This is a genomic window from Streptomyces sp. B8-7 (genome assembly GCF_058833805.1).
On sequence record NZ_JBYRRL010000003.1, the window covers coordinates 947,341 to 961,428 of the forward strand.

Consider the following 14,088-nt stretch of genomic DNA (forward strand, 5'->3'; position numbering starts at 1 on the left):
GAGGCCGGCAGACGGCCGGCAGAGGGCGGCCCGCAACGGGCGGCCTGCGAAAGGCAGCCCACGAAAGGCAAGCCGCGCAAGGCAACCCGCACAAGGCAACCGTCAGACGGCATATGACGAGCGGCGCATGACGACGGACCGGTTCCACAACCCGGGTGTGATGCGCCGTGTCACGGCCGCGTCCGGCCGATCACCCGCACCGCGCGTGCGATCTCCGCCCCGGACAGGTCGGCGCGGGCGGTCAGCCGCAGCCGGGAGACGCCGTCCGGCACGGACGGGGGCCGGAAGCAGCCCACGGCCACGCCGGCGGCGCGGCAGTCGGCGGCCCAGCGCACGGCCTGCTCCGGGGAGGGGGCACGCACCGAGACCACGGCCGCGTCCGGGCGTACCGCCTCGTGGCCGTCGGCGGTCAGCCGGGCGTGAAGCTCGGCCGCCACCTCCCGGGCCCGCGCCGCCCGCCCCGGCTCGCGCCGCAGCAGCCCCAGCGCCGCCAGCGCGGCACCCGCCGCGGCCGGGGCCAGTCCGGTGTCGAAGATGAAGGTCCGGGCCGTGTTGACGAGGTGCTCGACGACGCGGGCGGGCCCCAGCACGGCGCCGCCCTGGCTGCCCAGCGACTTCGACAGGGTGACCGTGACGACCACGTCGTCGGCGCCGGCCAGGCCCGCCGCGTACGGCGCACCGCGGCCCCCGTCCCCGAGGACGCCGAGGCCGTGCGCGTCGTCCAGGACGAGTCCGGCGCCGTGCGCGCGGCAGGCCTCGGCGAGCGCGGCCAGCGGGGCCGCGTCGCCGTCGACGGAGAAGACCGTGTCGGACACGGCGACCGCCGGACCGTCGTGCCCGCCGAGCGCCTTGCGGACCGCGTCCGGGTCGGCGTGGCCGACGACCTGGGTGGTGCCGCGGGCCAGCCGGCAGCCGTCGATGAGCGAGGCGTGGTTTCCCGCGTCGGAGACGATCAGCGAGCCGTGCGGGGCCAGTGCGGTGACCGCGGCGAGATTGGCGGCGTAGCCGGAGGAGAGGACCAGCGCCGCCTCGAAGCCGCAGAAGCCGGCCAGCTCGCGTTCGAGCTCGGCGTGCAGCTCGGTGGTGCCGGTGACCAGGCGGGAGCCGGTCGCGCCGCCGCCCCAGGCCCGGGCGGAGTCCGCCGCCCCCGCCACCACCTCGGGGTGCCGGGCGAGGCCGAGGTAGTCGTTGCTGGCGAGGTCCAGCAGGGGCGACCGGACGGGGCGCGGGCGCAGAGTCCGTACGAGCCCGGCGCGGCGGCGCAGCCGCGCCTGCTCGTCGATCCAGCTGAACGCCATGGGTCCTCCGCGGTAGGTGTGGGCGGCTGACCGACACTAGCGGGACGAATCGCCACCGGGGGTGTGGCGATACCCACACGGTGAAGCGGCTTCGTTGTACGAAGCCTCCTTGGCCGCGGGTGGTTCCGTACGACAGGATCGGATCTCATGGATCTGCTGAACACGCTGGTGGACAAGGGGCTTCGGCGCGAGCTGCCGACCCGCGGGGAAGCGCTCGCGGTGCTGGCCACCTCCGACGACGAGCTGCTGGACGTGGTGGCCGCGGCGGGCCGGGTGCGGCGGCACTGGTTCGGGCGGCGCGTCAAACTGAACTACCTGGTCAACCTCAAGTCCGGCCTGTGTCCGGAGGACTGCTCGTACTGCTCACAGCGCCTCGGTTCCCAGGCGGGGATCCTCAAGTACACCTGGCTCAAGCCCGAGGAGGCCTCCGAGGCGGCCGCGGCGGGCCTCGCGGGGGGTGCGAAGCGGGTCTGCCTGGTGGCCAGCGGGCGCGGTCCGACCGACCGCGACGTGGACCGGGTCTCGGACACGATCAAGGCGATCAAGGAGCAGAACGAGGGCGTCGAGGTGTGCGCCTGTCTGGGCCTGCTCTCCGACGGCCAGGCCGACCGGCTGCGCGAGGCGGGCGCGGACGCCTACAACCACAACCTCAACACGTCCGAGGGGACGTACGGGGACATCACGACCACACACACCTACGCCGACCGCGTCGACACGGTGCAGAAGGCGCACGCGGCGGGCCTGTCGGCCTGCTCGGGCCTGATCGCGGGCATGGGCGAGTCCGACGAGGACCTCGTCGACGTGGTGTACGCGCTGCGCGAACTGGACCCGGACTCGGTGCCGGTCAACTTCCTCATCCCGTTCGAGGGCACCCCGCTGGCCAAGGAGTGGCACCTCACTCCGCAGCGCTGCCTGCGGATTCTGGCGATGGTCCGGTTCGTCTGCCCGGACGTGGAGGTCCGGATCGCGGGCGGCCGCGAGGTGCACCTGCGGTCGATGCAGCCGCTGGCGCTGCACCTGGCCAACTCGATCTTCCTGGGCGACTACCTCACCAGCGAGGGCCAGGCCGGCAGGGCCGACCTGGAGATGATCGCGGACGCGGGCTTCGAGGTGGAGGGCTCCGACGAGGTGACCCTGCCGGAGCACCGCGCCGCCGGGGGGTGCGGCTCCCACGGGGGCGGCGGCTGCGGCTCGCCCGAGGACGCCGGCCGTACGGCGGCTACGGCGGGCGGCGGCTGCGGCTCGCACGAGGGAGGCGGCGTGTGCGGTACGGCCGCCCCGGCCCCGGCCGCTTCGGCACCTGCCGCCCCGGCCCCGGCCGTGGGTGAGGCGCGTACCGACCTGGTCGCCGTCCGCCGCCGCGGTGCCGGAACGGACCTCGCGCCCAATGCCTGAGCCGAGCGTGCCGGAGCCGCTGGACGTGCCGGAGCTGCTGGACGTGCCGGAGCTGCTGGAACTGGACCGGCGGCACGTCTGGCATCCGTACGGTCCGATGCCCGGCACGGCGCGGCCGCTCGTCGTGGAGTCCGCGAGCGGGGTGCGGCTGCGGCTCGCGGACGGGGCGGGCGAGCTGGTGGACGGCATGTCGTCCTGGTGGGCGGCGGTCCACGGCTACCGGCACCCGGTGCTCGACGAGGCGGTGACCGGCCAGCTCGGCCGGATGAGCCATGTGATGTTCGGCGGGCTCACCCACGAGCCCGCCGTCCGGCTGGCCGGGCGCCTGGTCGAGATCACCCCCGACGGGCTGGAGCACGTGTTCCTCTCCGACTCCGGCTCGGTGTCGGTCGAGGTCGCGGTGAAGATGTGCCTGCAGTACTGGCGCTCGCTGGGCCGCCCGGAGAAGCGCCGGCTGCTGACCTGGCGCGGCGGCTACCACGGGGACACCTGGCAGCCGATGGCCGTGTGCGACCCCGAAGGCGGCATGCACGCGCTGTGGAGCGGACTGCTGCCCCGCCAGGTCTTCGTCGACGCGCCGCCCGCCCGGTACGAGGAGGCGTACGCCGATCTGCTGCGCGCGGCGATCGCCGAGCACGCCGGGGAACTGGCCGCGGTGGTCGTCGAGCCGGTGGTGCAGGGCGCGGGCGGGATGCGCTTCCACTCCCCCGCGTACCTGCGGGTGCTGCGCGAGGCGTGCGACGCGCACGGGGTTCTGCTGGTGTTCGACGAGATCGCCACCGGGTTCGGGCGGACGGGGGCACTCTTCGCGGCGGACCACGCGGCGGTGACCCCCGATGTGATGTGCCTGGGCAAGGCGCTGACCGGCGGCTATCTGAGCATGGCGGCGACGCTGTGCACACCGGAGGTGGCCGAGGGGATCTCGCGGGGCGAGGTGCCGGTGCTGGCGCACGGCCCGACGTTCATGGGCAACCCGCTCGCGTCCGCGGTGGCCTGCGCGTCGGTGGACCTGCTGCTCGGCCAGGACTGGCAGGCCGAGGTCAAGCGGATCGAGACCGGCCTGCGCGAGGGGCTGGCGCCCGCGGCGGAGCTGCCCGGGGTGCGGGACGTGCGGGTGCTCGGCGCGATCGGTGTGGTGCAGCTGGACCATCCGGTCGACATGGCGGCGGCCGGGGCGGCCGCGGTGCGCGAGGGCGTCTGGCTGCGGCCCTTCCGCGACCTCGTGTACACGATGCCGCCGTACGTCACCGGGGACGAGGACGTGGCGCGGATCGCGCGCGCGGTGTGCGCGGCCGCGGCCGCGGGATGAGCCGGCCGGGGCGCGGCACGGTCCGGCCGGCGCGCTCCTCGGCCGCGGAGGCGAACGGGAGGGGACGGACGGCATGCCGGTCCTGGTGATCACGGGTACGGGCACGGACGTCGGCAAGACGGTGGCGACCGCCGCGGTCGCCGCCGCGGCGGTCGCGGCGGGCCGGACGGTGGCGGTCCTCAAGCCCGCGCAGACCGGCGTCCGGCCGGACGAGCGCGGGGACGCCGACGAGGTGGCCCGGCTCGCGGCCGGGGTGACGACGGCCGAACTCGCACGCTATCCGGAGCCGCTGGCCCCGGCGACGGCGGCGCGGCGGGCCGGGCTCGCCCCGGTGCGGCCGCCGGAGATCGCCGAGGCCGCCGGCCGTCTGGCCGACACGCACGATCTGGTGCTGGTGGAGGGCGCCGGCGGACTGCTGGTGCGCTTCGACGAGGAGGGCGCGAACCTGGCCGACGCCGCCGGACTGCTGGGCGCGCCCGTCCTGCTGGTCGCCTCGGCGGGGCTGGGCACGCTCAACACCACCGAGCTGACGGCGCGTGAGCTGCGGCGACGCGGCCTGGAGCTGTGGGGAGCGGTCATCGGCAGCTGGCCCGCCGAGCCGGACCTGGCCTGCCGCTGCAATCTCGCCGACCTTCCCGAGGTGGCAGGGGCCCCGCTGCTGGGTGCGCTGCCGGAGGGCGCGGGCGGCTACGCCCCGGACCGGTTCCGCGCCGAGGCACCGCGCTGGCTCGCCCCGCCCCTGGACGGCCTGTGGGACGCGGCGTCGTTCACGGCCCGGGAGACCGCGCGGGCCTGAGGGGCCGGGCGCCCCGGCGAGCCGCAGGTGCGGGAGCCGCGACGGCGCCGGCGGCGGGGAGACCGCAGGGTCCCCGCACCCCGAGTCCCAGCGGCCCTGACCGGTGGCTGTGCCGGGCGGAAGACCCGGCGGTCCCGGCCGGTACTTCCGACGGGCGGAGGACCGCGGCGCCGCGGGGCCGAAGGCCGGGCCGGACGGCGTCACGTGCAGCGCCCCGTGCCGACTGCCGGACGTCGGCCGTGGGCCTTCGGCTGCGTGCCGCGTGCTGCGTACTGCGTGCCGCCGACGCGCGGGCACGGCCGCGGGACACGGGTGCGCGGGCGGCTTCGGGGGCACAATCGCGGTAAGGCCCGCCCGGTGAAGGAGGTCCCCATGCCGCTGTGGTCGGCCGTGTCGCGCAGGTCCGGGCGCGACCCCGTGCACCACCCGCTGTTCGCCCGCTACTACGCCCGTGTCAGCGTGTCCGCGGAGACCCGGATGGGCATGGCCGGGATGCGCCGGCGACTGCTCGCCGGGCTGTCGGGGCGGGTGCTGGAGGTGGGTGCGGGGAACGGGCTGAACTTCGGCCACTACCCGGGCACCGTCTCCGAGGTGGTCGGTATCGAACCGGAACGGACGCTGCGGCTGCTGGCCGTCGAGGCCGCGGTGCGCGCCGAGGTGCCGGTGGACGTGGTGCCGGGCGTGGCGGAGGCCCTCCCGGTCAAGAGCGAGGCGTACGACGCGGTCGTGCTGTCCCTGGTGATGTGCAGCGTGCGAGACGTGCCGCGGGCCCTGGCCGAGGTGCGGCGGGTGCTGCGGCCGGGCGGGCAGGTGCGGTTCTTCGAGCACGGGCTCGGAGGGGGCCGGGCGATGCGCACCGCGCAGCGCGCGCTGGACCGCACGGTGTGGCCGCTGTGCGCCGGGGGCTGCCACGTGTCCCGCGACCCGGTGGGCTCACTGCGCACCGCGGGGTTCGAGCTGGGGCCGTACCGCTCGCTGCTGATGCCCGAGAAGGGGCCCGCGCTGCCCACGTCGTACTGCGTGCTGGGCACCGCGTGGCGACCCGGAGAGCCGGACCGGGCGGCGTAGGACCGCCGCGCGGGGCCCCGGGGCTGCCGGGAGGCACCGGCGCACGAAGGCCGCCGGGTGCGCCGGGTGCGCCGGGTGCGCCGGGTGTGGAGAGGCCGGGGTGTGGAGGGGCCGGCCCCGCGATGAGGGTCCGGGGCGTGCCCCGGCGGTGACGAGCGGGGCGGGACCGGCAGCACGCCACACCTGTACACCGGGTACACCTGTACACCGGTACACCCGCACCGGCCGGGTGCCGGGGCGCGGGCGGTGTCGCGTCAGGCGCTCCATCCGCGCAGTTCGCGCGTGATGTCGTGGACGGAGGCCTCGCCGGTCTTGACCAGCCGGGCCAGGTCACGGACCTGCTCGGGCGTGGTGACCACCTTCAGCCCGCTGGCGATCAGGTACGCGTAGGCGACGGCGCAGGCGAACAGGGCGTTGGAACGCTCCAGTGCCGGAACATGGATGAGCAGCTGGAGCAGGGCGGCCGCGCGCGCGTGCGGGGTGTCGTACACCGGCACGTCGAATATCTCGGCGCGGTGGCGGGCGACGGCGGCGACCAGGGCGCCCCAGTCGGTGACCTGGGGGTCGCCGGGGGTGTTCTGCTCGGCGAGCATCAGCAGCCAGGCGAGGTCGATTCTGACGTCGTCCAACGGTTCAGCGGCGGCCTTCGTGCCTGCCGTCGCCGAACTCCTCGGCGAAGACGGACTCGTAGTTCTTCATGAAGTCGGCCGCGGCCTCCACGAAGGTGTGGCCCACCTCGCCGGTGTCCTGCCGGACCAGTTCCTCGATGTACCGGTTGACGCTCATGCCGCGGGCCAGGGCGCGCTCGCGGGCCGCGCGGGCCGTGCCCTCGTCCACCCGGACGTTCAGCTGGGTCTTCGCCATGCCTCGAAGCTAGCGTCCAAGCGCTAGCAGCGACAAGGGGCGCACGGGAGCACACCGGGGGCGGCGCCCCGCACAGGCGGCCCGTGCCCCTTACACAGGCCGCGGTGTCCCCGACCTGAGACGGAGACGGGCGGGACGCGAGGGGGATACCGGGCCGGTCCTCGGCCACACTAGGCTCGCCCCGTCGAAGGAGTGGCCGAATGCCCATGCCCGAGGAGGCGGCCTTGTCCATATCCGCTGCGGAGTCCGCCGCAGAGCATGCCCGGGGTCCGGCAACCGACGGGGTCGCCGCGCGGGCCCGGGGCCTGACCAAGGCCTACGGCTCGGGCGAGACCGCCGTCCTGGCCCTAAATTCGGTGGACGTGGACATCGACCGCGGCCGGTTCACCGCGGTCATGGGGCCGTCGGGTTCGGGGAAGTCGACCCTGATGCACTGCCTGGCGGGGCTCGACACCGTCTCGGCCGGGCAGGTGTGGCTCGGCGGCACCGAGATCACCGGGCTGAGGGAGCGGGAGCTGACCCGGCTGCGACGGGACCGGATCGGGTTCATGTTCCAGTCGTTCAACCTGATCCCCACGCTCAACGCGCTGGAGAACATCACCCTGCCGATGGACATCGCCGGACAGAAGCCGGACACCGAGTGGCTGGACCGGGTGATCGACGCGCTGGGGCTGCGGGGCAGGCTCAGGCACCGGCCCGCGCAGTTGTCCGGCGGCCAGCAGCAGCGCGTGGCCTGCGCGCGGGCCCTGGCCTCCCGTCCGGAGCTGATCTTCGCGGACGAGCCGACCGGCAACCTGGACTCGCGCGCCGGGCTGGAGGTGCTGGGCTTTCTGCGCGAGGCGGTCGACACGCTGGGCCAGACCGTGGTCATGGTGACGCACGACCCGGGCGCCGCCGCCCACTCCGACCTGGTGCTCTTCCTGGCGGACGGCCGGATCGTGGACCGGATGGAGCGGCCCACCGCGGAGGCCGTGCTGGAGCGGATGAAACGCTTCGACGTCCACCGCGGCACCGCGGACGACGGCCCCGCGGACGACCGCGCCGAGGACGGCGCGACCGCCGGCGTGAGTTCCGCGGACGGCACCACGGCCCATGACACGTCAGTGCCCGGCGCCACAGCACCCGGCGCGAGGGCAGGCACGGCGAAGACGGACACGACGGCGGGCGGCGCCGCGCCGCAGGGCGGCGACGGCCGGTCCGCCGCCGAGGAGGACTGACCCCGTGCTCAAGGCGACCCTGCGCAGCTTCCTGGCCCACAAGGGGCGGCTGCTGCTGTCCGCGCTGGCGGTCGTGCTGTCCGTCGCGTTCGTCGCGGGCAGCCTCATCTTCTCGGACACGGTCGGCCGCACCTTCGACCGGCTCTTCGCCTCCACGGCCGCCGATGTGACGGTCAGCCCGGCCGAAGGGCTCGACGAGGCCGTGCCCACGGGCTTCACCGCCACTCTGCCGGCCGCCCTCGCGGACCGGATCCGGCAGGCCGACGGCGTCGCCGACGCGCGCGTGGACGTGGACGTGTCCGGCATCACCGTCGTCGACGACCACCACAGGTCGCTCGGCCCGACCAGCGGTGCCCCGACCATCGGCACGGGCTGGAACCCCTCGAAGCGCAGCCCGGTCGAACTCACCTCGGGCCGTGCCCCGCGAGGCTCCGCGGAGGCGCTGCTGGACTCGGAGACCGCCGACCGGGGCGGTGTCGCGATCGGGGACACCCTCACCGTGATCGCCGCGCCCGGCTCCTTCGAGGTGCGGGTCGTCGGGATCGCCACGTTCACCACCACCAACCCCGGCGCGTCCCTGCTGTTCCTGGACCCGCCCGCCGCCCAGGCCGAGCTGCTCGGCGACCCGGACGCGGCCACCAGCATCAACGTGGACGCCGTGGCGGGCGTGAGCGACGACCAGCTCAAGCAGCGGGTGGCCGCGGTGCTCGACGGCGGCGGCAGCTACACGCTGCGCACCGCCGACGAGCAGGCCGAGTCGGACGTGGAGCGGCTCGGCGGCTTCCTGGACGTCATCAAGTACGTCATGCTCGGCTTCGCCGGGGTCGCCGTCCTGGTCGGTGTGTTCCTGATCGTCAACACCTTCTCGATGCTGATCGCGCAGCGCACCCGGGAACTGGGCCTGCTGCGCGCGCTCGGCGCCGACCGGCGGCAGGTGCGCCGCTCCGTGCTCACCGAGGCGCTGCTGCTCGGCGTGGTCGGCTCCACACTGGGCCTGGCCGCGGGCATCGGGCTCGCCGTCGGGCTGCTGGGGCTGATGGGCGCGCTCGGCATGAACATCAAAGCCACCGAGATGGTCATCGGCTGGCCGACCCCCGTCTCGGCGTACGTCGTCGGTGTCGGCGTCACCTTCGTGGCCGCGTACCTCCCGGCCCGCCGGGCGGCCTCGGTGTCCCCGATGGCCGCGCTCTCGGACGCCGAGATCACCGGCGTGGGCCGGCCGATGCGGGTACGTGCCGTGGTGGGCTCGGTCGTCGGGGCTGCCGGAGCTGCGGCCCTGGCCGGCTGCGCGGCGGCGACGAAGGCCGCCACCGCCGCCTCCCTGCTGGGCCTGGGTGTGGTCCTCACCCTGGTGGCCACCGTGATCGTGGGCCCGCTGCTGGTCCGCCCGGTGATCCGGGTGCTCGGCGGCGGCTTCCCCAGGCTGTTCGGGCCGGTCGGGCGGATGAGCCAGCGCAACGCGCTGCGCAACCCGCGCCGGACGGGCGCGACCGCCGCCGCCCTGATGGTGGGGCTGGCGCTGGTGGGCGGCATGTCGGTGGCCAGCGCGTCGATGACGCGGTCCTTCGACCAGCAGATCGACCAGACGCTCGGCGCCGACTTCGTGGTGCAGAACAGCAACTTCGTGCCGTTCCCGGCCGAGGTCACCGACCGGATCCGCGACACCGGGGGCGTCGGCCTGGTCGTGCGCTCGCGCTTCACCCCGGTCGCCGTGCGGCTGCCCGACGGCGAGCGCGTGGAGACCACGGCGGCCGGCTACGACCCGCAGCTCGACGAGGTCGCCAACCTCACCTACGCCCAGGGCGACACCGCGGCGGCGCTGGCCGGCGGGCACCTGGGGATGGACGCCGGCTTCGCCCGCGACCACGGCGTACGGGTCGGCAGCGCGGTCCCCGTGGAGTTCCGTGACGGCCGCACCGCCGACCTCACCGTGGGCGCGCTCACCGACCAGGAGTCCACCGACGGCTTCGGCAGCCGGGGCGGCATCTACTTCGCCCTGTCCACCCTGGAGCGGTACGCACCGGGCGGGCAGGACTCCGTCGTCTACGTCAACGGCGGCGCGGGCACCGGCGACGACGCGCTCCGCGCGGGCCTGGAGCGGACCCTGGAGGCCTACCCGCAGGTCCAGGTGCGCGACATCGCCGACTACAAGAAGCTGATCCACGACCAGATAGCGGTGCTGCTCTACCTGGTGTACGCGCTGCTGGGGCTCGCGATCGTCATCGCCGTGCTCGGCGTGGTCAACACGCTCGCCCTGTCGGTCGTGGAGCGCACCCGCGAGATCGGACTGCTGCGCGCGATCGGCCTCGGCCGCCGGCAGCTGCGGCGGATGATCCGGCTGGAGTCGGTGGTCATCGCGGTGTTCGGAGCACTGCTCGGGCTCGGGCTCGGACTGGTGTGGGGCGTCAGCATGCAACAGGTGCTGGCCCTGCAGGGGATGACCGCGCTGGCGATCCCGTGGGGCACCATCGTCGCCGTGGTGCTCGGATCGGCCGTGGTCGGCGTGGTCGCCGCGCTGCTGCCCGCGGCGCGCGCCTCCCGGATGAACGTGCTGGAGGCCATCGCCCACGACTGAGGGCCGGGTGCCGCCCCGTACACCGGGGATGCCGACCGACAGCCCGGACCCCGGGACCACCGGCGGCCGGCCCGGACCACCGGCGGACCACGGCCCGGCCCACGGCAGGCGGCCCGGTCCGCCGCCGCGTCGCGGCTCCGGCTCCGGCTCCGCAGCCGGTGACCGCGGCCCCCATGGGCGCTGGGACTCCGGGTCGCCTGCCGGGAGGTTCCGGGCACGCCGGACGGGAGGTGGGGCCTCGCGTCCCGCATGCCGGAATCCGCGGCCCCGTCCTGCCGCCCGTGATGTGATCACCGCGTGACCGAGAACCTGCGGATACGGACCGCTGCCCCCGACGACCTCGACGCCGTGCTCGCCTTCTGGCGCACCGCCGCGGAGGGCACCAGCATCAGCGACGACCTCGCCGGGGTGCGGCGCCTGGTGGAGCGCGACCCCGGCGCGCTGCTGCTGGCCGTGCTGGACGGAGAGCTGGCGGGTACCGTCATCGCCGGGTTCGACGGCTGGCGCTGTCATCTGTACCGGCTCGCCGTGCACCCCGCACGGCGGCGGCGCGGGGTCGGCGCGGCCCTGCTGGCGGCCGCCGAGGAACGGTTCGTACGGCTCGGGGGGCGCCGCGGCGACGCGATGGTGCTGACCCGGAACGAGACCGCGCACCACGCCTGGCGGGCTGCCGGATACCTGCCCGAGGAGCACTGGCGGCGCTGGGTGAAGCCGCTCGTCGACGGCTCGGACTGACCCCTCGCGCGCTCGCCGGACGACGCCCCCGGGAGCGCCGAGCCGGCTCACGGGCCGGCCGGTGCGGGCTCCGGACGGGCCCCGGGCGCGCCGGCCGGGACGGGCCCGGGGCCCCGGCCGCTGTGGCCGGTCCGTCACCGTGCGGTGCGTGCCGGGCCGATGAGGCGGGTGTGAGACCGCCGCGGCGGGCCACTCTCCGGGGAGCGGACACCGGGCACTCCCCGCCACTGTGTCCGACCATGGGACGGAGGTGACCCGATGACCGAAGTGCTGCTCCTGCTGGTGGCCATCCTGCTCTCGCTCGCCTGCGGTGGCTTCGTCGCGGCCGAGTTCTCACTCACCACCGTGGAGCGGGGTGAGCTGGAGCGGGCCGCCCGGCGCGGTGAGCGCGGGGCGGCCGGGGCCCTGAAGGCGGTACGGAACCTGACCTTCCAGCTCTCCGGGGCACAGCTCGGCATCACCGTGACGAACCTGGTGGTCGGCATGCTCGCCGAGCCGTCGATCGCCCGGCTGATCGCGGGCCCGCTGCGGTCCGCCGGCATCCAGGCGTCGACGGCGTCGTCCCTGGCGCTGGTGCTGGGTACGGGCCTGTCGACGGTGTTCCTGATGGTGGTGGGCGAGCTGGTGCCCAAGAACTGGGCGATCTCCGCGCCGCTGGCCATGGCCAAGCGGGTCGGCAACGCCCAGCGGCTGTTCAGTGCGCTGTTCCGGCCGTTCATCGCGCATCTGAACAACACGGCCAACCGGGTGGTGCGCCGGTTCGGGATCGAGCCCGCCGAGGAGCTGGCCTCCGCCCGCGGGCCGCAGGAGCTGGCCGCACTGGCCCGGCACTCCGCGCGCAAGGGCGCGCTGGAGCCGGACACGGCCGAGCTGTTCGTGCGGACCCTGAACCTGGCCGGCCTCACGGCGGAGAACGTGATGACGCCGCGGGTGCAGGTGGTGGCCCTGGACGTGCAGGCGACCTGCGAGGACGTCGCCAACGCCACCCGGGCGACGGGCCTGTCCCGGTTCCCCGTCTATCGCGGCAACCTCGACTCGGTCGTCGGCACCGCCCATGTCAAGGACGTGCTGGCGGTGCCCGCCGACCGCCGGCGCCGGGTCCGGGTCGCGGAGCTGATGCGTGAGCCCCTGCTGGTGCCGGAGACCCTCACCGTGGACCGGCTGCTGGACCGGCTGTCCGGGAGGCGGACCATGGCGGTCGTCATCGACGAGTACGGCGGCACCGCGGGAGTGGCCACCCTGGAGGACATCGTCGAGGAGGTGGTGGGCGAGGTCCGCGACGAGCACGACCCGCACGAGACGCCCGACCTCGCCCCGGCGGGCACCGACCGGGACGGTCGTGCGCTCTACTCCGCGGACGGCGCCGCCCGCGTCGATCAGCTCGCCCGGGTCGGCCTGCGCGTGCCGGTGGGACCGTACGAGACGCTCGCCGGGCTGGTGGCCGCCGAACTCGGTCGCATCCCCGCGGAGGGCGACACCCTCCGGGTGGGCGGCTGGCGCCTGGACGTGGTCGACGCGTCCGGCCGCCGCGCCGCCCGCGTGCTGCTGCACGCGCCGCGGCGGACGGCGGCCGGGCGCGGGGGTGCCGGGGGTGCCGGCCGCGGTGACGACGCCGAGCAGGGGGGCGGTGACCGGGCGTGATCGCCGTACAGCTGCTGACCGGTCTGGCCATGCTGGTCGCCAACGCGTTCTTCGTCGGCGCCGAGTTCGCTCTGATCTCCGTACGCCGCTCGCAGATCGAGCCGCACGCGGAGGACGGCGAGCGGCGCGCCCGCAGTGTGCTGTGGGGGCTGGAGCACGTGTCGGCGCTGATGGCCGCCGCACAGCTGGGCATCACACTGAGCACGCTGGTCCTCGGTGTGGTGGCCGAACCGGCGATCGCGCACCTGCTGGAACCGGTCTTCCACGCGCTGGGCGTGCCGGCCGGCGCCGGGCATCTGGTGTCGTTCGTGATCGCGCTGACCCTGGCCACCTACCTGCACATGCTGCTGGGCGAGATGGTGCCGAAGAACATCGCGCTCGCCGAGCCGGTGCGCAGCGCGCTGCTGCTCGGTCCGCCGCTGGTGGCGCTGGCCCGTGCGCTCAGGCCGGTGATCTTCACGATCAACGCCTTCGCGAACGGGCTGCTGAAGCTGATGCGGATCGAGACCAAGGACGAGGTGACGGCGACCTTCTCGGACGACGAGCTGGCCCGTCTGGTGCGCGACTCCGGCGAGGCCGGGCTCATCGACGCCCGCGCGCGCGAACGCCTGAGCGACGCCCTCGAACTGGGCCGCAGGCCGGTACGGGATGTGGTCCTGCCGCTGGAGCGCGTCGTCTACGCGCGCGTGGGGGTCACTCCGGAGGAGCTGGAGCAGTTGTCGGCGGAGTCCGGGTTCTCCCGGTTCCCGGTGGTGGACGAGGGCCGCCGCATCGTGGGCTACCTGCATGTGAAGGACGCGCTGGACGCCTCGCCCCGGGACGAGGCGTTCCGGCTGCGCGACCTGCGGGCCATCGCGCGGGTACGGGAGACCACGCCGCTGGACGACGTGCTGACGGCGATGCGGGGCAGCCGCACCCACCTGGCCGCCGCGCTCGGGGACGACGGACGGCTTGCCGGACTGGTGACCGTGGAGGACGTGCTGCGGGAACTGTTCGAGCAACAGACGTGAGCTCCGGCCCCGGGCCCCTCCGCCGCGGGTCCGGGCGCCCTTCCCGGCACCTTCCGGGTGCCTGCCCCGGCCCCGCTCCACGCGCCTGCCCCGGCCCTGCCCCGGCCCCCTCCGCGCGCCTGTCCGGGCTCCGCTCCGGGTGCCCGTCCGGTCCTGGACGGCAGCCGACCGACCGCTGGG

The 14,088-nt window shown here is 75.0% G+C and carries 12 protein-coding genes; 9 read left to right on the top strand and 3 right to left on the bottom strand.

Annotation, left to right across the window (positions count from 1 at the left end; translation table 11 throughout):
* Positions 1 to 170: 170 nt before the first annotated feature.
* Positions 171 to 1,298 (bottom strand): 8-amino-7-oxononanoate synthase, encoded by a 1,128-nt coding sequence (locus AC5K6T_RS19260; protein WP_493210597.1) that lies wholly within the window; start codon positions 1,296 to 1,298, stop codon positions 171 to 173.
* A gap of 147 nt (positions 1,299 to 1,445) precedes the next feature.
* Here AC5K6T_RS19260 and bioB point away from each other — a divergent pair, with 147 nt between their 5' ends.
* The 4 genes from bioB (at position 1,446) to AC5K6T_RS19280 (ending at position 5,866) form a co-directional block, all read left to right on the top strand.
* On the top strand, positions 1,446 to 2,693 hold the full coding sequence (bioB, locus tag AC5K6T_RS19265) for a biotin synthase BioB (RefSeq protein ID WP_493210599.1): 1,248 nt from the start codon (positions 1,446 to 1,448) through the stop codon (positions 2,691 to 2,693).
* Positions 2,686 to 4,002 carry an adenosylmethionine--8-amino-7-oxononanoate transaminase gene (locus tag AC5K6T_RS19270; RefSeq protein ID WP_493210600.1) on the top strand — a complete coding sequence of 439 codons (1,317 nt, stop codon included), beginning with the start codon at positions 2,686 to 2,688 and terminating at the stop codon, positions 4,000 to 4,002. Before bioB ends, AC5K6T_RS19270 begins: the two co-directional genes overlap by 8 nt.
* Positions 4,003 to 4,075: 73 nt before the next feature.
* Positions 4,076 to 4,798: a dethiobiotin synthase gene (gene bioD, locus AC5K6T_RS19275; protein WP_493210601.1), complete on the top strand. Its 723-nt coding sequence runs from the start codon at positions 4,076 to 4,078 to the stop codon at positions 4,796 to 4,798.
* Between the two features lie 372 nt (positions 4,799 to 5,170).
* On the top strand, positions 5,171 to 5,866 hold the full coding sequence (locus tag AC5K6T_RS19280) for a class I SAM-dependent methyltransferase (protein ID WP_493210603.1): 696 nt from the start codon (positions 5,171 to 5,173) through the stop codon (positions 5,864 to 5,866).
* A gap of 254 nt (positions 5,867 to 6,120) precedes the next feature.
* Here AC5K6T_RS19280 and AC5K6T_RS19285 read toward each other — a convergent pair whose 3' ends face one another.
* Positions 6,121 to 6,495, bottom strand: coding sequence for a fic family toxin-antitoxin system, toxin component (locus AC5K6T_RS19285; RefSeq protein ID WP_493210605.1), 375 nt, complete (start codon positions 6,493 to 6,495; stop codon positions 6,121 to 6,123).
* Positions 6,496 to 6,499: 4 nt separating this feature from the next.
* Entirely contained in the window at positions 6,500 to 6,730 is a 231-nt protein-coding gene (locus tag AC5K6T_RS19290) for a toxin-antitoxin system HicB family antitoxin (protein ID WP_493210606.1), read from the bottom strand.
* A 206-nt stretch (positions 6,731 to 6,936) separates the two neighbouring features.
* Here AC5K6T_RS19290 and AC5K6T_RS19295 point away from each other — a divergent pair, with 206 nt between their 5' ends.
* The 5 genes from AC5K6T_RS19295 (at position 6,937) to AC5K6T_RS19315 (ending at position 13,908) form a co-directional block, all read left to right on the top strand.
* Positions 6,937 to 7,947: an ABC transporter ATP-binding protein gene (locus tag AC5K6T_RS19295; protein ID WP_493210875.1), complete on the top strand. Its 1,011-nt coding sequence runs from the start codon at positions 6,937 to 6,939 to the stop codon at positions 7,945 to 7,947.
* Between the two features lie 4 nt (positions 7,948 to 7,951).
* Complete coding sequence (locus AC5K6T_RS19300; RefSeq protein ID WP_493210608.1) at positions 7,952 to 10,522, top strand: ABC transporter permease; 2,571 nt, start codon at positions 7,952 to 7,954, stop codon at positions 10,520 to 10,522.
* Between the two features lie 297 nt (positions 10,523 to 10,819).
* Entirely contained in the window at positions 10,820 to 11,257 is a 438-nt protein-coding gene (locus AC5K6T_RS19305) for a GNAT family N-acetyltransferase (protein WP_493210610.1), read from the top strand.
* Between the two features lie 258 nt (positions 11,258 to 11,515).
* Complete coding sequence (locus tag AC5K6T_RS19310) at positions 11,516 to 12,898, top strand: hemolysin family protein (RefSeq protein ID WP_493210612.1); 1,383 nt, start codon at positions 11,516 to 11,518, stop codon at positions 12,896 to 12,898.
* Positions 12,895 to 13,908, top strand: a complete 1,014-nt coding sequence (locus AC5K6T_RS19315) for a hemolysin family protein (protein WP_493210614.1) — start codon at positions 12,895 to 12,897, stop codon at positions 13,906 to 13,908. Before AC5K6T_RS19310 ends, AC5K6T_RS19315 begins: the two co-directional genes overlap by 4 nt.
* Positions 13,909 to 14,088: the final 180 nt, after the last annotated feature.

Excerpts from the sequence above, each read along its gene's own strand:
- AC5K6T_RS19260 (WP_493210597.1), bottom strand. The coding sequence starts at position 1,298 with ATGGCGTTCAGCTGGATCGACGAGCAGGCGCGGCTGCGCCGCCGCGCC.
- bioB (WP_493210599.1), top strand. The coding sequence starts at position 1,446 with ATGGATCTGCTGAACACGCTGGTGGACAAGGGGCTTCGGCGCGAGCTG.
- AC5K6T_RS19270 (WP_493210600.1), top strand. The coding sequence starts at position 2,686 with ATGCCTGAGCCGAGCGTGCCGGAGCCGCTGGACGTGCCGGAGCTGCTG.
- bioD (WP_493210601.1), top strand. The coding sequence starts at position 4,076 with ATGCCGGTCCTGGTGATCACGGGTACGGGCACGGACGTCGGCAAGACG.
- AC5K6T_RS19280 (WP_493210603.1), top strand. The coding sequence starts at position 5,171 with ATGCCGCTGTGGTCGGCCGTGTCGCGCAGGTCCGGGCGCGACCCCGTG.
- AC5K6T_RS19290 (WP_493210606.1), bottom strand. The coding sequence starts at position 6,730 with ATGGCGAAGACCCAGCTGAACGTCCGGGTGGACGAGGGCACGGCCCGC.
- AC5K6T_RS19295 (WP_493210875.1), top strand. The coding sequence starts at position 6,937 with ATGCCCGAGGAGGCGGCCTTGTCCATATCCGCTGCGGAGTCCGCCGCA.
- AC5K6T_RS19310 (WP_493210612.1), top strand. The coding sequence starts at position 11,516 with ATGACCGAAGTGCTGCTCCTGCTGGTGGCCATCCTGCTCTCGCTCGCC.